Annotated in this window: 15 protein-coding genes; 11 read left to right on the top strand and 4 right to left on the bottom strand. The window is 48.7% G+C overall.

The window, feature by feature from the left end:
* Positions 1-54: 54 nt before the first annotated feature.
* The 3 genes from rsmF to map all read left to right on the top strand — a co-directional run bounded on the left by rsmF (position 55) and on the right by map (position 3,085).
* Positions 55-1,494 (top strand): 16S rRNA (cytosine(1407)-C(5))-methyltransferase RsmF, encoded by a 1,440-nt coding sequence (rsmF, locus tag L1285_RS11990; protein WP_235412690.1) that lies wholly within the window; start codon positions 55-57, stop codon positions 1,492-1,494.
* Positions 1,495-2,125: 631 nt separating this feature from the next.
* Complete coding sequence (locus L1285_RS23965; RefSeq protein WP_442960498.1) at positions 2,126-2,197, top strand: TA system antitoxin ParD family protein; 72 nt, start codon at positions 2,126-2,128, stop codon at positions 2,195-2,197.
* A 63-nt stretch (positions 2,198-2,260) separates the two neighbouring features.
* Positions 2,261-3,085 carry a type I methionyl aminopeptidase gene (map, locus tag L1285_RS11980; protein WP_235412511.1) on the top strand — a complete coding sequence of 275 codons (825 nt, stop codon included), beginning with the start codon at positions 2,261-2,263 and terminating at the stop codon, positions 3,083-3,085.
* Here map and L1285_RS11975 read toward each other — a convergent pair.
* The gene (locus tag L1285_RS11975; protein WP_442960494.1) at positions 3,060-3,308 is read right to left on the bottom strand and encodes a YkgJ family cysteine cluster protein; all 249 of its coding nucleotides are present in this window, start codon (positions 3,306-3,308) and stop codon (positions 3,060-3,062) included. The genes map and L1285_RS11975 overlap by 26 nt on opposite strands.
* A gap of 223 nt (positions 3,309-3,531) precedes the next feature.
* Here L1285_RS11975 and L1285_RS11970 point away from each other — a divergent pair, with 223 nt between their 5' ends.
* From L1285_RS11970 to L1285_RS11955, 4 genes are all read left to right on the top strand, one after another.
* Complete coding sequence (locus L1285_RS11970) at positions 3,532-4,707, top strand: efflux RND transporter periplasmic adaptor subunit (RefSeq protein ID WP_235412509.1); 1,176 nt, start codon at positions 3,532-3,534, stop codon at positions 4,705-4,707.
* Positions 4,708-4,710: 3 nt separating this feature from the next.
* Positions 4,711-7,854: an efflux RND transporter permease subunit gene (locus L1285_RS11965; protein ID WP_235412508.1), complete on the top strand. Its 3,144-nt coding sequence runs from the start codon at positions 4,711-4,713 to the stop codon at positions 7,852-7,854.
* A gap of 199 nt (positions 7,855-8,053) precedes the next feature.
* On the top strand, positions 8,054-10,405 hold the full coding sequence (locus L1285_RS11960) for a hypothetical protein (protein WP_235412507.1): 2,352 nt from the start codon (positions 8,054-8,056) through the stop codon (positions 10,403-10,405).
* A gap of 162 nt (positions 10,406-10,567) precedes the next feature.
* A complete protein-coding gene (locus L1285_RS11955; protein WP_046003258.1) occupies positions 10,568-11,005 on the top strand; it encodes a hypothetical protein in 438 nt (145 codons plus the stop codon).
* Between the two features lie 121 nt (positions 11,006-11,126).
* On the opposite strand, the gene L1285_RS11950 is transcribed toward L1285_RS11955, so the two are convergent.
* Complete coding sequence (locus L1285_RS11950; protein WP_235412506.1) at positions 11,127-13,391, bottom strand: acyl-CoA dehydrogenase; 2,265 nt, start codon at positions 13,389-13,391, stop codon at positions 11,127-11,129.
* A 148-nt stretch (positions 13,392-13,539) separates the two neighbouring features.
* Here L1285_RS11950 and L1285_RS11945 point away from each other — a divergent pair, with 148 nt between their 5' ends.
* The 4 genes from L1285_RS11945 (at position 13,540) to L1285_RS11930 (ending at position 17,726) form a co-directional block, all read left to right on the top strand.
* Entirely contained in the window at positions 13,540-15,351 is a 1,812-nt protein-coding gene (locus L1285_RS11945; RefSeq protein WP_235412505.1) for a M2 family metallopeptidase, read from the top strand.
* Positions 15,352-15,468: 117 nt separating this feature from the next.
* A complete protein-coding gene (locus tag L1285_RS11940; protein ID WP_235412504.1) occupies positions 15,469-16,278 on the top strand; it encodes an ABC transporter permease subunit in 810 nt (269 codons plus the stop codon).
* A complete protein-coding gene (locus L1285_RS11935; RefSeq protein WP_235412503.1) occupies positions 16,275-17,192 on the top strand; it encodes an ABC transporter ATP-binding protein in 918 nt (305 codons plus the stop codon). Before L1285_RS11940 ends, L1285_RS11935 begins: the two co-directional genes overlap by 4 nt.
* Positions 17,193-17,231: 39 nt before the next feature.
* Complete coding sequence (locus L1285_RS11930; RefSeq protein ID WP_235412502.1) at positions 17,232-17,726, top strand: SixA phosphatase family protein; 495 nt, start codon at positions 17,232-17,234, stop codon at positions 17,724-17,726.
* Positions 17,727-17,919: 193 nt separating this feature from the next.
* Here L1285_RS11930 and sohB read toward each other — a convergent pair whose 3' ends face one another.
* On the bottom strand, positions 17,920-18,933 hold the full coding sequence (gene sohB, locus L1285_RS11925) for a protease SohB (protein ID WP_235412501.1): 1,014 nt from the start codon (positions 18,931-18,933) through the stop codon (positions 17,920-17,922).
* A 72-nt stretch (positions 18,934-19,005) separates the two neighbouring features.
* A complete protein-coding gene (locus tag L1285_RS11920) occupies positions 19,006-21,423 on the bottom strand; it encodes a VolA/Pla-1 family phospholipase (RefSeq protein WP_235412500.1) in 2,418 nt (805 codons plus the stop codon).
* Positions 21,424-21,667: the final 244 nt, after the last annotated feature.

The raw sequence follows: 21,667 nt of genomic DNA, 5'->3' as shown, positions 1-21,667 counted from the left end.
GTGTGATGTCAATTAGTGGTAAACTAGTCAGATAAAGTGCAAGAGATAATGACTTTGGACAACAAAACCTATATTCCCGATGAATTTATTGCTGATGTCGCCAGCTACATTCCGGCGCATCTGACGATGGACGACTTTATTGCCAGCTGTCGCAGCGGCCTGAGACGCGCAGTCCGTGTCAATACTCTGAAGATGTCGCAACAGGCATTTGAACACGAGGCCGCAAAACTGAACTGGCACATTGAGCCTATCCCCTGGTGCGCACAAGGCTACTGGCTTACCCGCCCGGCTGACGAAGAAGCCAACCTGCCTATTGGAAACACGGCGCTGCACCTTAGCGGTTGTATCTATGTGCAAGAAGCCAGCTCCATGCTGCCTCCCATGGCGTTGGCCACTTCGCTAACTTCGGGAGATCAGGTGCTGGACATGGCCGCCGCGCCAGGCTCAAAAACGTCTCAGCTGGCCGCTTTAATGGAGAATCAGGGGGTTCTGGTTGCCAACGAGTTATCCTCCTCCCGATTAAAAACACTGGCCGCTAACCTCAAACGCATGGGCGTTGCCAATTGTGCCCTGTCTCATTTTGATGGTCAGGTGTTTGGCGATTATATGTATGAGAGCTTTGACCATATCTTACTGGATGCCCCTTGCTCTGGCGAAGGGACGGTCCGTAAAGACCCAGACGCGCTCAAAAACTGGTCGCTGGCATCCAATCAGGACATTGCAGAAGTACAAAAAACGCTGATCCACAGTGCTTTTATGGCCCTTAAACCCGGCGGTACTTTGGTGTATTCGACTTGTACCCTGACCCCACTGGAAAACCAACAGATCTGCGATCATCTGCTCGACGCCTTCCCGGGAGATGTCGAGATCATTTCACTCCATGATCTGTTCCCAGAGGCCGATAGAGCCGCAACGGAGCAAGGCTACCTGCATGTCTGGCCACAAATCTACGACAGCGAAGGCTTTTTCATCGCCAAGTTCAAAAAAACCGGCAGTGTCGAAAACCCACAACAAAAAACTAAGAAAGGACAATTCCCCTTTTCACCTTGTGCTAAGAAAGACCTGCAAGCATTTGAAGTGAGTGTCAGGCAACAGTTTGGGATAGCATCGCTGCCAGGACAACTGATGAGCAGAGATAAAGAGTTATGGCTCTTTCCGCAAAACATGGACGCGCTGGCGGAAAAAATTAAATACTCTCGCATTGGTATCAAAGTCGCTACAACGCACAAAAATGGTGTCAAACTTGAGCACGAATTTGCAACCTGCCTGGGCCATATGGCCACAAGCAATGTTTTTGCGTTGGATCCCACTCAGGCAAAAGCTTACTTTCAGGGACAGGACATTCGTCTCGATGCTACTGGTCCTGCACAAGGTGAGGTAATACTTACGCTATGTGACGCACCAGTTGGGCTTGGCAAGTGGCAGAAGGGCAAAATCAAGAACAAGCTGCCCCGCGACTTAGTGCTAAATGGCCAGTTAATAACTTGGGTATAACCTGAACAAAAGGTTTTGATAATTTTAAGACGATTCATTTATATGAAGACAATCTATTGTTTTTAATAGGATAATTAATATTTCAAATGTTTGTAAATTTTATGAAGCCTTAGCTACACTTAAATGACTTTCTACTTCTCCCTTGTAATTAGAAGGTGTTTTTAAGTTAGCGCATGGCTCCAGAATTGAGCCTTTCCCTAAGCCCGACTCACTCAGAGTCGGGCGTTTTTTTATCCACATCAGATAATACCCATTTCACTTAATACCTGTTCAATGTGACGGAGCAAATATGGCGCCAACGGCGTTAAAAATTTCTTATTTAGAACAACTAAATAGCGACATTTTTGCCTTGCCTACATGGATGTAGGTACCTCAGCGATAGCAGGACGCGTGAGCGGTGTTATCGACCCTATTTTCTCGCCTCAAAATAGAACACTTAATTAAGCAAATTGGTATAACCTGATCCACTTTTGTCGGCTTGCCAGGGCACCCTCACTTTTCTGATTTTTTTGCAAAGCGAGCACCAGTGTACGCCTGTTATCACAAACAATGCTTTGCGCAAGCCAGATCTTGATCATAACAACATACCACCATATGATTTATATATGGTTTGCATATTAAATATATATTGATGGGCATAGTTAAAATTTCAGAGGAATTACACGAGGAGCTTCGGCAGGCAAGTCAGGTCATGTCGCGCTGAATCCAGATATGACCTTTGCGCAATTGATCAGACAACAACTTAATCACACAAGGAGTGACACCATTGACTCAGGTCACGATAAAAAATAATGCCGCGATTGCATGCATGCGGGATTCTGGTGCGCTGCTGGCTCAGGTGTTTAAGGCGCTGGATGAGCAGGTTAAGCCTGGCGTCACAACCCTACAGCTCGACCAGTTTGTGGAGCACTATATTGTCGATGTACTGGGTGCAACGCCCGCCAGTAAAGGGCAATATGGATACCCCTACGCTATCAATACTTCCGTTAATGAAGTGGTCTGCCATGGTATGCCCAGCGCAAGATGTGTCATTGCGGACCAAGACATTCTGAATATTGATATCACCCTGAAACATCAGGGCTATATTGCCGATTCCAGTAAAATGTACGTAATGCCTAAGGTCTGCGAGAATGCTCGCGCACTGGTTGATGACACTAATACCGCATTATGGCGCGGCATAGCTCAAGTCAAGCCTGGCGCGACGCTGGGAGATATTGGCCAGGCAATTGGGGACTATGCCCGGCTAAAGGAGTTGAGCGTTGTGCGGGAATATTGTGGCCATGGCATTGGCACCCAAATGCACGAACCGCCCGAGGTTTTACATTTTGGTCGTGCGGGTACCGGGCTGACACTTTTACCCGGCATGACCTTTACTATTGAGCCTATGCTCAACCGGGGCAGTCACAGAGTTAAAACACTTAACGATGGCTGGACCGTGGTTACCCGGGACCGCACATTGTCCGCTCAGGCGGAACATACTATTTTGGTTACACCAAGCGGGTTCGAAGTCTTAACTTTACGAGAAGAAGAAAAAGCGGCAGGGTTCACCGTTTGTGGGTTACCGGCTAGGTGCAATGTTCAAGCTCAGTGATCAGCCACATGGCTTGTTCATTGTCTGAACCACACACATCCTCACAGGGCACAAAGTCACCACACACTTTCGGCCGACTCGGGTCGCCAAACAACTTACACAGATTGTCATCATTCAGTTGTATACAGCGCTCACCCGCAGGCTTGCCCTGCGGCATGCCCGGAATTGGCGAACTGATACTTGGTGCTATGCAGCATGCGCCGCAGCCTAATCGACACTCCATCTGACCCTTCATAATTTGGTTTTAGTGAATAAAGCAGGCAATTATACGCCAATACACGTCTGAAAACACCCATGCTAAAACACTATGAAGTATGTATTCAGACATCATTGCAATGCCTTGTTACATTATTTGAAACGATTAAAACACCTAGACACATCTGTTCGCGTATCCTTAACCAGGTTAGAGAAATCGATTCAACCGTTATTGATGGAAGGAATAACTCGTGGCTAGTAAAAAACAAATCCTATTACCCGTTGCGGTGCTACTCGGTGGCCTGGCCACCGCTTTTGCATTTTCGGCAATGAAGCAACCGCCCGAAGAAAAACCTGAGAAAGTCATTCATCCTTTGGTTGAAGTACAGCCAGTAGATATGGCGCCAATGCAACTTATGGTGGACTCTTACGGGCTCGTCACCCCTAAGTACAGCACTGAGTTAGTCGCTCAGGTCAGCGGCCAGCTCATTGCGCTGTCAGACAAGTTTGTGAAAGGCGGATTTGTCAGCCAGGGGGAAACGCTGGCTCGCATTGACCCCAATGATTATGAAGCGGCGTTAATTGAAGCCGAAGCCAGTCTGGCTCAGGCGCATTCAGCGCTGGAAATTGAACAAGCACAGGCGCATGTAGCCAAAACAGAATGGCAGCGCATCAAAGACAATGCTCAGTCGACCATTCCTTCAGAGCTGTATCTGCGCAAGCCTCAGCTGGCCGAGAAACTGGCGCGTTTTAAAGCCGCACAGGCCAGCGTAAAACGAGCAAAACGCAATCTGGAGCGCACCTATATCAAGGCGCCTTATGATGCCATCATTACCAGCCGCTCATTGAGTCTGGGCAGCGTTGTAAACCCGGGCAGTACTTTGGGTGTACTCAACGCAACCTCTGTTGCCGAGATCCGGCTGCCCGTTGCGGACCACGAGCTAAGATATTTACGTAACAACGGCCTGCAAGCCAATGTCTCTTTGTCAGCCAAGATTGCGGGACAAGCGGTTACCTGGCAAGGCAAGATTGTGCGCAGCGAAGGGGTTGTCGACAACAAAAGTCGGATGACCTACCTGGTTGCTCAGGTCGACACGCCCTATGCGGATCACGCTCAGCCGTTGCGCTTTGGTACCTATCTGACGGCACAAATCGAGGGGATATCCGTGAGTAATGCAATGCGTATCCCCCGCCACCTGATCCGCGACGGTCAGGTTGCACTGCTTGACCAAAATCAAAAACTCACCTTTAAACCTGTCACCGTGATCCGCGAAGTAGACGGATATGCCGTGGCCACGGAGGGGTTAATTGACGGAGAGCAGCTTATTACTTCTGCCCTTGAATATCCAACACAAGGCATGCAGTTACGCCTGGATACTGCGCCAGCACTGGCTCCAGACACCCAACTGGCTTTAAAGGAGGAGTAATCTATGGATGGCACACGTGAAAAAGGCTTAATCGCCTGGTTTGCCCGCAACCCGGTTGCGGCCAATCTGCTGATGATTTTTATTCTGGTGGGCGGTTTGCTTAGCGCCTTTACCATTCGCAAACAAATGTTTCCGCAGTTCGAGAATAACTGGCTGAGTGTTCAGGCGGTATATCCTGGTGCCGCGCCCCAGGAGGTCGAAGAAGGGATCACCATTAAAGTGGAAGAGTCGATGGAAGGGCTGGAAGGGATCAAACGTCTGATCACCTACTCCAACCGCGGCTTCTCACAAACCTGGATTGAAGTAGAAGAAAAATATGACCCACAGGAAGTGCTCGACGAAGTCAAAATGCAGGTCGACTCCATTTCAACCTTTCCGGCTGGCATGGAGCGCCCAATAGTCCGTCGCGATAAGTTTGAACAAGAGGTGATGATTTTGTCACTCAACGGCGACATGAACTTCCACCAGCTGAAACAACTGGGAAATGAAATACACGACGAGATGCTCGCCCTGCCCGGCGTCAACCTGGTGGACTTTAACGGCGGCCTGAATTACGAAATCAGTATAGAAATAAGCCCTGACAGGCTGCGCGAATATGGCCTGACATTCAGAGATATTTCAGAAGCGGTTAAAAATTTCTCTGCCAATATGTCGGCCGGGCAGATCCGCTCGGACAACGGTTACATTTCCATGCGGGTCGAGAATCAAGCCTACCGAGGCCATGAGTTCGAACAGCTGCCTCTGTTGACCCTGGCCGACGGCGCACAGATCAAACTGGGCGATGTTGCGACTGTCACAGATGGCTTTGAAGAAGGCCTGTTGTATTCTCGCTACAACGGCCGTAACTCACTGGTATTCGAGGTGCGCGCGTCCAAAGATCAGGACATCACTAAAGTCGCTCAGGTGATGAAAACTTACTTAGCTGAGAAAGCCACTCAGCTGCCTCAGGGCGTCGAACTCGAACCCTTTATTGACTTGACCTACTACCTGGAAGGTCGCCTGAACATGATGATAGAAAACATGGCCTGGGGCGGCGTACTGGTGATGCTGATGCTGGCGTTGTTTTTACGAGTGCGTTTGGCGTTTTGGGTCATGATGGGCCTGCCAGTCTCATTCCTTGGCGCCTTCTTGTTTATGCCAATGGGCATGCTGGATGTTACGATTAACCTGGCCTCTTTATTTGCTTTCATTCTGGTGCTGGGCATCGTGGTCGACGATGCCATTGTGGTTGGCGAATCCGCTCACGCGGAGATAGAAAAACATGGCCACAGTTTGGATAATGTAGTGCGAGGGGTGAAGCGTGTCGCCATTCCCGCAACCTTTGGGGTATTAACCACAGTGGCCGCATTTTTACCTCAAACGTTTGCAACCGGTCCTGCCGCCGCATTCTCCAAAGCCATTGGTGGGGTCATTATCCTGTGCCTGCTATTCTCTTTGGTCGAATCTAAACTGATCCTGCCTGCCCACCTGGCAGCAATGAAAGACCGCCCGGATAACCCTAAAAATCCGCTACACCGTGCCAGAGCGTTGATTGATGGTGCGCTGAAGAACTTTATTGAGAATCTATATCGCCCCTTTATTGAGCGCTGTATTCACTACCGTTACACGGTAATCGTTGGCTTCCTGTCTATCATCATCATCAGTGGCGGTATGTTTGCCGGTGGCCTGGTGAAGTTTGTGGCAAACCCGAAAATCCCCCACGACTTCCCGCGCATCACCATAGATATGAATTTGTCATCTTCCGAGTCTGCAACACTGGCTACAGCTAAAAAAGTTGAGCAGGTTATTTTGGATGTTGAAAAGCAAATTGAAGCACAATATGGCACAAAGATGATCAAAGACTTGTCTGTTAATTTACGTGGCAGAACCACCGCATCGATCATGGCCATTCTGGTTGAACCCCATCAGCGTCCGATAGACACTTTTGCACTGAGCGCACTATGGCGGGAAAACATGCCGCCCCTGCCCGGCGTAAAATCCCTGAATATTCAGGACAGCATCATGAATGGTGGCCGGGATGATGGTGATATTAGCTTCCGTCTTGAGGGCAAAGATAAAAAAGCACTGCAAGAGGTGGCAGGTAAACTTAAAGAAAAGCTGCGTACCATTGCCGGTGTGGGTGATGTTAATGATTCTATGCAGTCGAGCACCGAAGAAGTGCAGCTAGAGCTTAAGCCGCTGGCTTACAGCATGGGCCTGACTCTGGCCGATGTCGCCTCGCAGGTCAACTTTAGTTACTACGGCCTCGAAGCACAGCGGATCCTGCGCCGCGGCGAAGAGATCAAAGTGATGATCCGCTATCCACAAGAGCAGCGCAATACCATCAGTGACATTCAGGCAGTTCGGATCATCACACCCAGTGGTGCAGAAGTGCCGCTCGGAGAAATCGCCGATATCAACCTGGTCGAAGGAGTCAACCGCATACGTCGCGAAAATGCCAAGCGAACTATTAATGTGTGGGCGTCTGTAGACACAGATCAGGCCGAGCCGTTTAAGATTGCTGAAGAGATCCGCGATGAATACTTACCTTCTTTACTGCAAAGCTACCCTGGCGTAAGCAGCAGTGTGGCAGGTCGTATTCAGGAAGAAATGGACAGTGTGGCTGAGCAAATTCGCGACTTTGCCTTGTCTTTGATGATCATTTTTGCGCTGCTGGCAATCCCATTGCGCTCATACTCTCAACCGATTCTGATTATGTCAGTCATTCCATTTGGCGTGGTTGGTGCTGTTTTTGGCCACATGGTACTGGGTATGACCATGAGTAGCCTGTCGTTCTTTGGCATCATCGCAGTAGCAGGCGTGGTTGTAAACGATTCGCTGGTGATGGTGGATTTTGTCAACAAAGCGCGAGAGCAAGGTATGAGTATTAAAGAAGCCGTTGTTGAAGCTGGCTGTAAGCGTTTCAGAGCAATCTTGTTGACTTCACTAACGACCTTTATCGGCCTGGTACCTATCCTGCTGGAAACCAGCCTGCAGGCACAAATTGTCATTCCAATGGCCGTTTCACTGGCTTTTGGTGTGTTGTTTGCGACCGTGATCACCCTGATTTTAATCCCTTGTCAATATGTGGCATTGGAAGATCTAAAGCGCATCATCAAACGCATTAAAAAGCCTGATACAAGCTCAGAAACATTGCAGCAGAGCTAACAATTTTTAATCATAGTACTACCCAACCCACCAAGCCCGATACCACATCGGGCTTTTATTTTGGCCTCTTACTCATCTTAAATCGTTTAATTTTGTTGATTAGAGTATCAACACAAACTCACAAATTAAAGTTTCCAAAATTGCGCCTTTATGGGGTAATCTGAGTGTCGAAATGAAAACGCAATAAAAGGAATGGAAAATGCGAAATTATTTACTACTTTCTACTTTTGGGATCCTCGCAGCCTGCGGCGGTTCCTCATCTGGCGATGAAAAGGCATCACCCGTAAACAATGATACGCAACAAACCGTCAATAAGGCCCCTACCGTCAACCTGCAAGGCAAAACTCTTGTAACCTCAGGAGATCTATTATCTCTGACAACTAAGGTCACAGATCCAGAAAACGATGCTGTAACAGGTAAATGGAGCAGCTCCCTGAGCGGTGTAAAGTTCATCGAGGCTGAAGGCGATACACATCACATTTCCTTTCCTGACGTTGAAGAGCAGACTCAGGTCACGTTGACATACACAGTAACAGACAGCCAAAACAACCAGGCAAGCAAAGCCTGGCAGGTGACGGTCATGCCCAAATCTTCAGCCGGACATATTGAGCTCGCAGACACAGTGACACTGTCTGGCGGCGGTTATGCGGCCATTACCGCGACCTTTGCGATGACGTCAGATATTGAAAAAATCGATTGGCGTACGGAGGGCTTTGAGCTGACCCATACTCAAACCGAGTCGAGTCGTGACTCACGCGCAGGCCAAAGTACTCTGAACATTGATTTACCCGCGGTTACGCAAACCCACCTTTTTGATATCATTTTTGAAATTACCACCCGTGAAGGCATCGTCACTAAAACCATCAAAGCGACCTTAGCACCAGAATCAGAACCTTCGCTCAGTGTTATCCTGCCTGAGCAAGTTGTTATTAATGAAAAAAGTACTCAGACCATTTTAGCTGCCATTACCCGTACCGATGACATCATCAGTTATGATTGGCAGTGGCAAGGTACACCAGTTCCTGCTCAGCAGACTCAGGGAAAATCTTTTTATACCTTTAAAGCCCCTGAGCTCAGTCAGACCCAAACCTTTAAACTTCTGCTCACCGTGACGATGAAAGGCAATATACAAGCAACAGCCGAGACATCCGTGGTGGTACAGCACGTCACCGATCTCAATGCCATTGAGCTTTCTTTAGACAGACTGTATGCGGTGCCTGGACAGACGGTCACCGTGACGTCTAATCTGACAAATTTCGAAGATGTCGAAAGCGCTTCATGGCTGGTTCACGACTTTAATGAAGATTTACTTCAGAAGTCGAACGAGAAACTGGTGATCACTATCCCTGATGAAGACACATACCAGACTTCTCCATTGGTGGAGTACAAAGTAAAGCTCAAAAATGGTGCTGAGAAATCGGCTTTTGTTAATTTCAACTATGTAAGCAAGTCAGTAGCCAAAGATCTGTTGGAGGTAAAAGATCCAGGGGAATTTTCAGTTTATCCAGATTACCCCACCACTTTAGAGCTGGAATTTCGTGGTGACCTTGATATCGAAGAAGTGACAGTTTCAAGCACTGATTATGAGCCTTATGATAGTCTTGAATGGACCCTCGAAGGCCATCATTTAACGCTGAACCTACACAAGAAAACAATTTCTCGTAAAGGTCTCACTGCAATCAAGATCACTGCTAAAGCCGGTGATGTTGTGAGCGAAAGTTTGATTATGGGAACAGCTCATCAAGCCCTGGTCGTCCCCTACGCTGGCGTAACCGAGACCTATATAATGGGCAGTGAAGCGCAAGTCTTTGGCCAAGTTTTCCATCTGAATGACAAGAAAAATTTGCCGAGTCACTGGCAGGCCGAAAGCACCAGCGACGACGTAACCATTAAACAGGTATCGGATACCAGTGCATCTATCAAGTATAATGGTGACTTTGAGCGCTACGTGACACTTGAGTTTCACGCCACAGATGAGTTTGACCAGGCCGATCAAAGCGATGTCAAACTCAGATATGAAAGCAGCCACACCTTCCGGGGTGATGACTATGTTTGTAAGGTGACGGATGGTCAATTTGAATCTTGTCGTGAAGGCGGCTATGGTCAGCCACTTTCTTTGACGGCACCAGCTGAACTCAAGCAAGTGATAACTAAAGGTGATTATGCCTGCTTACTGGGCAATTATGGTTCTGTTGTTTGTAATGCTAAGGGTGACAACCCTGTGAAAAACGTACCAGCACAATTGCTTGCGACTAAGCTTAACGCCGTCGATGCAAACAATGTATGTGCTCAGTTGAGCGATGCCAGCTGGCAGTGCTGGGGTACTCGAGGCGTTGAACTAACTGACTTGTTAGCAGCAAATGCAACCGTACATAAAGTGCTGGCAAACGGGGCACTCACCTGCTTGGTCAGTAACAAAGACATAAAATGTTTTGAAGGTGGCACACAAACCAAGTTAATCGAAGACGTATTTCCACAAGACCTATTTATCTATATCAGAGAAATTTGCTACCGAACTAGTCGCGGTATTCAAAAATGTGATATAGAATAATTTAACTTTCAAACAGTTGCGGCAGATGCCGCAACTGTTTGCTACCGGCCTTTCCACCTATACTACTCCCTCATTGTACATCCCATATTTTCCCAGCCTATACTTTACAAAAGCCCGTTTAGAAGACAAACTAAAGTTATAACCAGCTGATTTACGACTAATATGAAATTCCTACTTACTTTTTCAACTGTAATCCTATTGATGCTATCTGGCTGTGGTGGCGACGATGCGACCAGTGGAGACAGAAATACCCCAGGATACGCGGCAACCGTTTTTTTCGATGCGCTTTATAATAAGAAAGACATGGAGCTGGCGCTTAGTCGCTCAACACCCAGAATGGGCAGGATCATGCGCTCTTATGGCACGCCATCTCAATTCGCCAGAAATCTGGTAAACATGCAATACGATCAAGTGACCATTGAAGTGGATATGACCAATCAGAGTTTACGGGAACAATACGGCAACGAAGCCCGCATCAACTTAATTTTTACCGGCATGCTGCACGGCGAGCAAGTCGACGATATGCGAAGCGTTCAGCTGGTCAAGCGCAAAGGCGAATGGTACGTAGATAAAATTAACGCCGATCCGTTTGCTCGCTAGGTTTGCGCTTAGCTTCAATGCACTAAAGAACAACTAGTAACTCTATATTTGTGAGCCAGAGAAGTCTGGCTCACCCTATTTGGCTTTAGCAATACCATTCACCGACAAAACCCCCTTAGTTTTAACCCTGCTCATCAACACTCAGCGCCTGACGGCTAGATTCAAACCAGCTGACCAGTAACTCCCGCTCTTCTTCATCCAGAATGCATTCTTCTACCGCCAGCGCTAATTGCTCTTCGGTATTGAGTGCCAGTAGTCTTGCCTGATGTGCTTTTTGCCAGCGTTCAAACTTCTGCAACCCTTGCTCGCACTTGGGAAACAATTTAAAAGCTTGCTCTAGTGCCTCCAGTCCTGCATGACCTGAGGTATCACATAAGTTGCTGACCCGTGCCAGTGTCAGTTTATTGTGATAAAGGCTGTGGCAAAGCTCAGTGATTAGTTGATCCGAAGGCCCGCCAATGCCAGGGCCAAAAGGCATAAACCAACGCTTTACTATGGTTTTTAAGCCATTGGGAGCAAAATTATCAATAAACCCGCTGTAGGCCTGTTCAAATGCATTCAGGTGAAAGTGCATCGCATAATGTAGCAAAGGCAAATCACTGCGCTGACGGCCATCATCCTCAAACTTCTTCAACACACATGATCCCAGATAGAGCTGACTCAGCATGTCACCAAGGCGAGCTGAGCGCATTTCCTGAAGCTTAAGTTTGCCCCCAAGTACCAACATTGCCAGGTCGCTTAAGACTGCCAATATCTGGCTGTACCAGGTGAGGGTTCTGTAATAATACGCCACCTCGCCGGCAACGGGCGCGGAAGAAAACACCCCGCACGTAAGTCCGTTAAAGGTGGCTTTAAGAAAGGTTTTACTACTGTGGGCCAGATGCTGCACAAATACTTTGTCAAACTGCTGTAAAGCGATGTCTGCATCTTGCTCCTGCGCTGCCGCCATTTCTTTTAGCACATAAGGATGGCAACGCGTTGCGCCCTGACCAAAGATCATCAGGTTGCGTGTCAGGATATTGGCTCCCTCGACCGTGATGCTGATAGGCATACCCTGATAGTGGAGCGCAAGATAGTTCAACGGACCACGCTGGATGGCTTTGCCACCGTGTAAGTCCATGGCATCATTTATTGCGATCCGTGCCATTTCAGTCAGGTGGTATTTAGCAATCGCAGTTATTACCGCCGGACTCTTATTGAGATCAATGGCCATAGCGGTGTTTTGCCGCGTCGCCTCTATGCTGTAACTTAGTCCCGCCACTCGCCCCAGCGCGGCCTGCACACCTTCGAATCGCCACAAAGGCTGTTTAAACTGTCGCCTGACACTGCAATATGCCGTGCTTGATCTGGCGCTTAACTGCGCGGTCCCGGCACTTAACGCCGGAAGCGAGATCCCGCGCCCGGCACTCAGACAAGACACCAGCATGCGCCAGCCCTTGCCTATCCCGTCCAACTCCCCGATGACCCAATGCATCGGGATAAACACTCCCTGTCCTTGTGTTGTGCCATTCATAAACGCCAGTCCCATAGGATCATGTCTTGCTCCGACCTCAACACCCGGGTGATCGGTAGGGATGAGTGCACAGGTAATGCCTAATTCAGTTGCTTCTGATATTAGCTGATCAGGATCATACACTTTAAAGGCAAGCCCCAGCACGGATGCCACAGGTGCCAGAGTAATATAACGCTTATGCCAGGTGACTTTTAGGCCTAAAGTCATTTCCCCGTCAAACTCTTGCTTACACACCACTGCAAAATCGGTAATACCACCGGCGTCTGAGCCAGCTTCCAGGGAGGTCAATGCAAAACAAGGCAACGCCGAACCATCTGCCAATTTAGGTAACCAGGTTTGTTGCTGCTCGGGAGTACCAAAATGCAGTAATAGTTCAGCCGGGCCCAGGCTATTTGGCACCATCACTGTCACTGCCGCAGACAAACTGCGTGTGGCAATTTGCGCTACAATGGCCGAGTTGGCCTGCGCACTAAAGGCCCTGCCGCCAAATTTTTCAGGAATAATAAAGGCGAAAAACCCCTTTTCTTTCAAGTACTGCCATACCTCAGGTGGTAAGTCGCCGTTTGCACAGATCTGACTTTCATCCAGCATCGCCATCAGCTCAGCCAGTTCATGTTCAATAAAATCAAGCTCCCGTTCGCTCAGTGCAGGCTTGCCCGTTTGCAACCACTGCGACCAGTCGGGTTTACCGCCAAATAAGCTTGCATCCCACCAGGTATCTCCGGCTTCCATCGCTTCACGCTCAGTCTGCGATAACTGGGGCAATGCCCGTTTAAAATAAGCCAGAGTGGGACTTGAAACTAACTTAAGCCTGACTTCTTTGACATAAAAAATAAAACACACAGCAATGATGAGCAGTATCAGTAACCACATAATATCGGCACCTCCCGGTTGATGGCGTTTTAAGTATGGAACAAATGTCACTTATCTCAATATTTTCGCCCTGCTCATGCGACGCGAATTGTCGCAGCCAGTCGACGCTGGTATCATCGAGTTTCTAATAACGATAATTGGAACAATGATGGCACTACAATTCAAACTCAGCCTGGGCGCCCTCGTGGTTGCCGGGGCACTCTCACTGAGTGGATGTAACTCAACAAGCACGTCAACCCTGACTGAAAAAGACGCGGAAGCATTTCTAACCAAAGCAGAAAAAGAACTGCAAGACCTCAGCTATCGCAGTGCGCGCTCAGCCTGGATCTATGCCAACTTCATCACAGAAGACACCGCCTCTCTAGCCGCAGACGTTAATCAGGAATACACCGAAAAACTGGTAGCCCTTGCCAATGAAGCGGCCAAGTTTGACGAGCTGGAGCTCAGTTACGACAACCGTCGTAAGCTAGACAAGCTTAAACTCAACCTGACCTTACCGGCACCAAAAGATGCTGAAAAAACAGCAGAGCTGGCGAAGCTGTCTGCCGAATTGGATGGCATGTACGGTAAAGGCAAATACTGTAAAGACGGCAACTGTATGAGCCTGGGCGAAATGACAGCCAAAATGGCCAACAGCCGTGACTATGCAGAATTACTGGATGTATGGCAGGGCTGGCGCCAGGTTTCTCCACAGATGCGTCCTTTATATCAAGATCTGGTTTCTCTGGCGAATGAAGGCGCACAGGAGCTGGGATATCGTGACACCGGCGCGATGTGGCGCAGCAAATACGACATGCCGGCCGATGACTTTGCTAAAGAACTTGACCGCATCTGGGGCCAGGTAAAGCCTTTATATGACTCACTGCACTGTCACGTTCGTGCCAAGCTTGGCGAAAAGTATGGCGAAGACAAAGTACCTCAGGACCAGCCAATTCCGGCACACCTGTTAGGTAACATGTGGGCCCAGCAATGGGGCAATATCTACGACCTGGTTGCACCTGAAAATGCCGATCCGGGCTATAACGTGACTGAGTTGCTTGAAAAGCATAACTACGACGAAATCAAAATGGTGAAAGGCGCCGAGAAGTTCTTCACTTCAATGGGCTTTGAACCGCTGCCAGAAACATTCTGGACTCGCTCACTCTTCACTAAGCCGCAGGATCGTGACGTACAGTGTCATGCATCCGCATGGAACCTGGATAACAAAGACGATCTGCGTATCAAGATGTGTATCCAGCGCACTGGCGAAGAATTCTCGGTTATTCACCACGAGTTAGGTCACAACTTCTATCAGCGCGCCTACAACAAGCTGCCGCTGTATTACCAGGAAAGTGCCAACGATGGTTTCCACGAAGCAATCGGTGACACCATAGCGCTGTCAGTAACACCGGGTTACCTTAAAGAGATTGGCCTGCTGGATCAGGTGCCTGACGAGTCAAAAGACATTGGCCTGCTGATGAAAATGGCACTGGATAAAATTGCCTTCATTCCTTTTGGCCTGTTAGTTGACCAATGGCGCTGGAAAGTATACTCCGGCGAAATCAGCCCGGCTGAGTACAACCAAGCCTGGTGGGAATTACGCGAGAAGTATCAGGGCCTTCAGGCACCTGTTGCACGTACTGAAAACGACTTTGACCCAGGTGCAAAATACCACGTACCAGGCAATGTACCTTATACGCGCTACTTCCTGGCACACATTCTACAGTTTGAATTCCACAAAGCTTTGTGTGAAATTTCAGGTAATAAAGAAGCCATTCACCGCTGCTCTGTGTACAACTCAAAAGAAGCCGGTGAGCGCTTAAATGCCATGCTAGAGATGGGCAGCAGCCGCCCATGGCAAGAAGCATTAGAAAGCGTTACAGGCAGTAAGCAAATGGATGCCACTGCTATTTTGGATTACTTTGCACCACTTCAGAGCTATCTGGACGAGCAAAACAAAAACCGCCAGTGCGGTTGGTAATCAACACCAACTAAAAGGAGCCTCCGGGCTCCTTTCTTATTCGCCACACTCTGAAACAATTCTCCGCTTTTCCATCCTCTGGCTTTTGCGTTAAGGTAGGCGCAAAAGGAGTGCACTATGTCACTAAAAAGAATCATATTACTCAGTCAGTTTGAGCTGACACGTTTGTTTGCCACAAAACGTGGCTGGCTTGCTCTCGCGGCCTTTACTATGGTGTGGCTGATCATATTACGCTACCCCATCTATCACGCAGTTTCCGTGCTCAGAAGCCCTGAATTCTCTGATATTGCCATTCAAGTCGCGGGTTCTATTGGTCTCTATCAGCTGGTGCGCTGGCCTGAGGCCGAGTTATCGGTCTACTGGATCATCGCCCTATTCACGTTTCCATTGTTCACCTTGTTCGTCAGTGCTGATCAGACCGTCGAGGATGCAAAGCGAGGTACGCTCCGGTTTCTGACCTTACGTGCCAGCCGCGCAGAACTCTTATTAGGGCGCTTTACCGGTCAGGTACTCGTGCTATTGGCTCTCATAACAGTCTCCGTTTTGGCTGCCTGGCTGTTAATGCTGACTCGAGATACCGCTTTGCTGTTTAGCGGGTTGCTCAAATTGGTCATGATCATTGCGCTACTGGCTCTGACCACCTTGCCCTTTATTGCCCTGATGGCGCTGCTTAACCTGCTCGCCAGCTCAGCCCGGCTGAGCATTATTTATGCAACCTTGTTGTTCACTGTGGGCAATCTGCTGATAGGTTATCTGGCCAGCCATGTTGAAGCTGCACAATGGTTGTATTATGCCCTGCCGGGTGTGCACATCAGTCGCATAGCGCCCTGGTACGACATTAACTTGCTGTCCATCGCCACCCCAGTGCTGCAATCAGTGGCGCTTTTGAGCGTCGCCTACTGGCTAATCAAGAGGAAAGATCTATGAACTCTGCTACTTCCATCGCGATTGAGGTCTGCGGTCTGACAAAGCGATTTGCCCAGAAGCGTGCACTGGATGACGTCAGTTTCTCTATAAACGCTGGCAGTACCATTGCTCTTGTAGGCCCAAATGGCGCAGGCAAGACCACGTTATTCAGTATCTTGTGTGGTTTTTTACAAGCAGATTCGGGCAATGTTCGAGTCTTTGGCCACACACCGGGAGACAGCGCCCTGTTCGGTGTACTCAGTGCTTTGCCACAAGATGCGCAACTGGATCCGCGCTTTTCGGTCGGTAAACAACTGACCTTTTACGGCCAGCTACAAGGATTAAATCGCCGTGAGGCGCAGCATGAAACGGCACGCGTTCTTGAGTTAGTCGACCTCAGTAAGCAACTGAATGCCAAAGCGTCAGAGTTATCGCATGGGATGAGAAAACGCATCTGCATCGCACAAGCGCTGATTGGACAACCCAAAATCGTGTTGCTGGACGAAGCAACAGCCGGGCTGGATCCCCTTAATGCAAAAGCTATCCGTTCATTGATTGCCGATTTGAGTAAAGACATCACCTTTATGCTCAGCTCCCATGACTTGAGTGAACTGGAGCGCTTATGTGACACTGTGCTTTATCTGGAGCAAGGCAAGCTCACCAGCCATCAAAGATATGCGCAAAACGAGTCTGACACGGCCTTCCTGACCCTTCAGGTTCAACAGTTAACTGAGCACATGAAAGAGCAGATTGCACACCTCAGCGGGGTTAAAAACGTCAGACAATCTCAGTCCGATGAATTTGTCATTGAGTATGATGTCAGCCACAAGGCACTGGATATTGCCTTGCTGGAGTTATGTCATCATCATGGCTGGCGATACAAGCAGCTCATTAACGGCAACACGCTCGAAAACCAGCTGTTCGCTACGCCTTAAGCTACAATAACAGGGTACTTACACGCAGCCGGGTAGACAATGAATAAAACTCTCAGACTTATTCGCCATGCGAAATCAAGCTGGCAAGACACTCAGCTGCACGATATCGACCGGCCACTTAAACCTAAAGGTGTGCGTCGCACACAGGCACTGGCCGCGCAACTAGGGTTGCTTCCACAAACACATATATTTACCAGCCCGGCACGTCGGGCGCACGATACCGCACATATTCTTCATGCAGAGTGTCAGGTGAGTAAGGCTGTTGAGGTGATCCCGGCACTTTATACCTTTGATGCAACGGACCTGATGGATTGTTTGCACCTGCTACCAGATGAGTGCTCTGATGTTACTGTAGTGGGCCATAATCCGGCAATGACAATACTGGTCAATCATCTGATCAGTCATCAGTTGGATAACCTGGTCACTGCTGGTTACGTGGAGCTGAGCCTGCAAAGTGCGCACTGGCACAAAGTAGCGGCAGAAAACGTTACATTAGAGCGCTTTATCCTCAGGCCAGAGCTGGGCACTACATAATACCAATTTCACTTAATACTTGTTCAATTTGACGGAGCAAATATGACGCTAACTGTGTTAAAAATTTCTCATTTAGAGCCTTTACCTAAGGTATGAGTTCACAAATTTTTGCCTGGTTATCGAACATATTTTCTCGCCTCAAAATAGAACACTTAATTAAGCAAACTGGTATAAACCGCACTGCCCGGATGGTTTAGTAGCTTGATTTTTGCCACTTGGAGAACAGACGCATCGCTCCTTTTTCAAGGCTCAGGCTCACGCCAATCCCAAGCTTTTCTGCCATGGATTTTTTCAGTTTATAGCGCACCTGATAAAGCTGATGGGCCTGATTTAAATCTAACAACAGGTCGTCGCTGGTGCGAATTTCATCCACCAGTGCAAACTCATGAGCGTGGGTTGCCAGCCAGTGCTCTCCGGTTGCCACTTTGTCTATATCCATATTGGGTCGGTTGTCGCTGACAAAACGCTTGAACAAACCATGGGTATGTTCGATTTCTTCACGAAACTTTTCGCGTCCTTTATCGGTATTTTCTCCAAACAGAGTTAGAGTGCGCTTGTACTCGCCGGCCGTAATTTGCTCATAATCAATGTCATTCTTTTTAAGCAACTTGTTGAAGTTAGGCAACTGAGCAATAACGCCAATAGAGCCAACTATCGCAAACGGCGCCGCGATGATTTTGTCTGCCACACAGGCCATCATATAACCCCCGCTGGCTGCGACTTTATCTACGCACACTGTCAGTGGCAGCCCGGCATCTTTGATACGTTGCAATTGAGAGGCGGCCAGGCCGTAACCATGCACAACCCCGCCACCACTTTCCAGGTTAACCACAACCTGATCCTGCTTGGCATCAGCGATTGTTAAGATAGCCGTTACTTCTTCTCTGAGGTTTTCCACTTCATGAGCATCCATGCTGCCGCTAAACTCAACAACAAACACGCGCTTTTTATCTTCATCAGCCTGGTCTGATTGCGCCTTTTTCTGCTGCTTTTGATGCGCTTTGAGCGCTTTTTTGTCCAGCGTTTGCGCCAGGAATTGCGCTTTTGCCTCGTCCAGACGTTTAGATATATCGGTCAGCTCGATTTCTCCGGACTGAGAACTCGGCTTGTGACTTGCTGCAACAATCATGGCTATGACTGCACCAAGTGCTGCGACCAGAGTCACCGCTTTGGCCAAAAATAATCCGTACTCATATAAAAATGCCAACTTTCTACTCCTGAAATTTAAGTAAAAAAAAGCCGCTAAAACAGCGGCTTTTTCATAATCTCTCAAATGCGATTATTTTGCAATAACAGCATCATTAGTGATTGGCAGTGCTCTACCTTGCTCCTGAAGGAAAGCGGCTACCTGAGCCTGAATTTCCATTGTCGCTGCTGCATGGCCTTCAGCTGTGCCACCAGAGCGCTCGTCAAAGCCAGGCGTCAACAGTGAGCTGTGGTGGCCCTGACTGAACTTAACCAAATAGCTGCCTGCTGTACCATCGACCTCTGGAGACTCTGAAACCGCCGTCAGTCCCATCATAGCAGCCATTGGCAAGCTGCCTGATAGCGGATTGCTTAGAGTTGAAGGTGGAATAACCTGATCTTCTTTGTTGCCGTTCTCACCGCCTACAACCACGCCCATATACATAGGTGTACCCAGCGCGTTAACAGTGCCAGCGTAGTTAATTGGGTCGGCGCTGCCAAGTACGCTTTGCGCGGCATAAGCGAACTGCGTGACTGTTGCATCAATTGCACCCAGTGCAACTGTGTCACCGTTGGCAGCTAACTGAGCTGTAAAGGTTGAGTAAGCGCAGTTTGCAAACGCGCCGGCATCCGCTGCGTACTGACCACAGTCTGCAATCGCCCCTTCTGCAAGGTAAGCATTAAACTGTTTTGATACCGCCAGATCTGTTGCAGCAGACAGTACAGCGCTTTTCACTACAGGGCCGAACGAAGCCGACTCCACCAGGAAGTTAGCAATGCCTGAACCGCCGCTTGATAGCGCACCCGCTTTCACGTTAAACAAGGCATCAACCTGCACATCCAGCGGCGTGTTGGCCAAAGCGATAAAGCCAGGTCCAACAACTGAGCCCAGTGAGTGCCCAATGAAGCTGACATCCTGAGTATTGAACAGTAATGGAACCGCGGTTGCCTGGTTAATAAAGTTCAGACCCAAACGCAGACCGAGTAAGTCGGCCGTTGACTGACGCAGGTTATCACGGGCAACCAACAGTGATTGCAGGTTCATATAGTGCAGCACACTCTTAGTCGACGCATTGAAGTCGTCTTCACCGTCACCATCTACATCAATACCGCGTTCACCATGCAGCGGGTGGTCAATTGCAACGGTCGCAAAACCTTTCTGGGTTAGTGCCAGTGTAAGACCTAACATGTCTTCTTTTTTACTGGTAATACCGTGTTGCATAATTACGACTGGCCAACCCGTTTCAGGGCGGTTTGTCTCATCTGCTGGCATAGTGATCTGCACCGGGATGTTATTTGCGCCCAGGGCTTTTGGAATTGGATTATATTTACTAACAAACTTGTGCTGATCCAGGCCTAAGTCTCTTAAACGGCCGCCAGAGAGCGCATTACACAGGGTATCGTTACCTTCTTTGAGCTCAGGTGTGCCACCAGTTGCCTGAATATAACCGGCAACCGCTGCCGCGTTATCACACTGTGCCTGCCAGTAGGTATCTGCCAGTGCCGCGTCTTCTTTCGCTTGCGGCTCCCCAAGATAACGAGGCAAAACAATGTTGCCTTGCAAGTATCTTACTGAGCGGAACAAAGGACGAATTTCGTCAGATAAAGGGATACCCGGCAAGTCAGCAACCGTCAAACCATCAGCTGGCTGTTGGCCAACACTCAATACCGGTTTTTGATCTGTCGTTAAAGACGCTGCCAGTAGCTGTTTAACCGCGCCCATCACCTCAAAGGTTGAATGCGTTGTCATCGCCGCAGAGAAAATGATTTCTTCACTGGTCACAGTACCGAGCGAGGTCACCGCGTTCTCATAACTTTTCACAACCGCTTGCAGGCCCTTTTGCGCAGGCGTCACCAAAGGCGCGTCTTGCTTAAGCAAAGTATAGGTTGAAGACGGTGCAACACTGCCCGAGCTGTCTTTCAGGCCCGTTGTTAGTACTGTGATGTAGGTAGTCGACGACTTAAGCGGTTTCATCGTGATCACATTGATGCTTTTCCCGTCCGCGCCCAACTTAGCGATAAAATCACCCTGCAGGCCGTTGGTCAGCTCGGCAACCCCTTTACAGGCGATCCCGGCCGGCACTGTTGCACAGTCCTGATCTGTCAGGCTGGCACCCATAACCACTTCAAAAATTCTCACCGCGCCGGGCGTTGATACGCTGGCGGCATCAATTTCAACACCGGCAGGTACTGTCAAATCGATAGCAAACGGCATTTGGGTGGACCAACCATCCAGTGCGCCTATTGCCAATGAAGGGTCGGCATAATGTGCACGCTGAACTTTGACCGAACCGTCATCATTCAGCTCACCAGGGATATTGATCGTGCCATCCTTCGTGCCGTTAAACAGCAGATCATTAGGCACAGAAATCACCCCATTTGATGGGTCGAACTTAATCGAGGCGCTGGGTTTTACAGCTGTGCTTTCTTGTTTTACATCTTCAAGGGTTTCACCGCCGCCACAACCTGCTAAGGCTGCAGAAACCGCGAGTGAGAGTAGCATTTTTTTCATTTATTTGGCTCCGACATAATCTTATTATTATTCTTAGCCCTGAACTCAACCTAACTGCTTAATTTAGCTGATAAATTGACCAATCAGAGAACATTTAGTTAAAACCTTTGCAAAAAGGTACTTAAAGGTAAATCTGCTTTTAATAAGACATTAGACCAGTTTAAGTTAACGCAAAGTGTAGCGTTTCGCCAGCCATATTTACAATAAATTCGATAACTTGGCTGTGGTATGTGTTAAAATATGC

It is taken from the genome of Pseudoalteromonas sp. DL2-H2.2, assembly GCF_021532535.1.
In the GTDB taxonomy this organism is placed as follows: Bacteria; Pseudomonadota; Gammaproteobacteria; order Enterobacterales; family Alteromonadaceae; genus Pseudoalteromonas; species Pseudoalteromonas rubra_A.
The sequence above is the reverse complement of the archived record's forward strand: the minus strand, read 5'-3'. Positions and strand labels throughout refer to the sequence as shown.

Coding starts and splice junctions, on each gene's coding strand:
- L1285_RS11975 (WP_442960494.1), bottom strand. CDS start 3,308: ATGGAGTGTCGATTAGGCTGCGGCGCATGCTGCATAGCACCAAGTATC.
- L1285_RS11965 (WP_235412508.1), top strand. CDS start 4,711: ATGGATGGCACACGTGAAAAAGGCTTAATCGCCTGGTTTGCCCGCAAC.
- L1285_RS11960 (WP_235412507.1), top strand. CDS start 8,054: ATGCGAAATTATTTACTACTTTCTACTTTTGGGATCCTCGCAGCCTGC.
- L1285_RS11955 (WP_046003258.1), top strand. CDS start 10,568: ATGAAATTCCTACTTACTTTTTCAACTGTAATCCTATTGATGCTATCT.
- L1285_RS11950 (WP_235412506.1), bottom strand. CDS start 13,391: ATGTGGTTACTGATACTGCTCATCATTGCTGTGTGTTTTATTTTTTAT.
- L1285_RS11945 (WP_235412505.1), top strand. CDS start 13,540: ATGGCACTACAATTCAAACTCAGCCTGGGCGCCCTCGTGGTTGCCGGG.
- L1285_RS11940 (WP_235412504.1), top strand. CDS start 15,469: ATGTCACTAAAAAGAATCATATTACTCAGTCAGTTTGAGCTGACACGT.
- L1285_RS11935 (WP_235412503.1), top strand. CDS start 16,275: ATGAACTCTGCTACTTCCATCGCGATTGAGGTCTGCGGTCTGACAAAG.
- L1285_RS11930 (WP_235412502.1), top strand. CDS start 17,232: ATGAATAAAACTCTCAGACTTATTCGCCATGCGAAATCAAGCTGGCAA.
- L1285_RS11920 (WP_235412500.1), bottom strand. CDS start 21,423: ATGAAAAAAATGCTACTCTCACTCGCGGTTTCTGCAGCCTTAGCAGGT.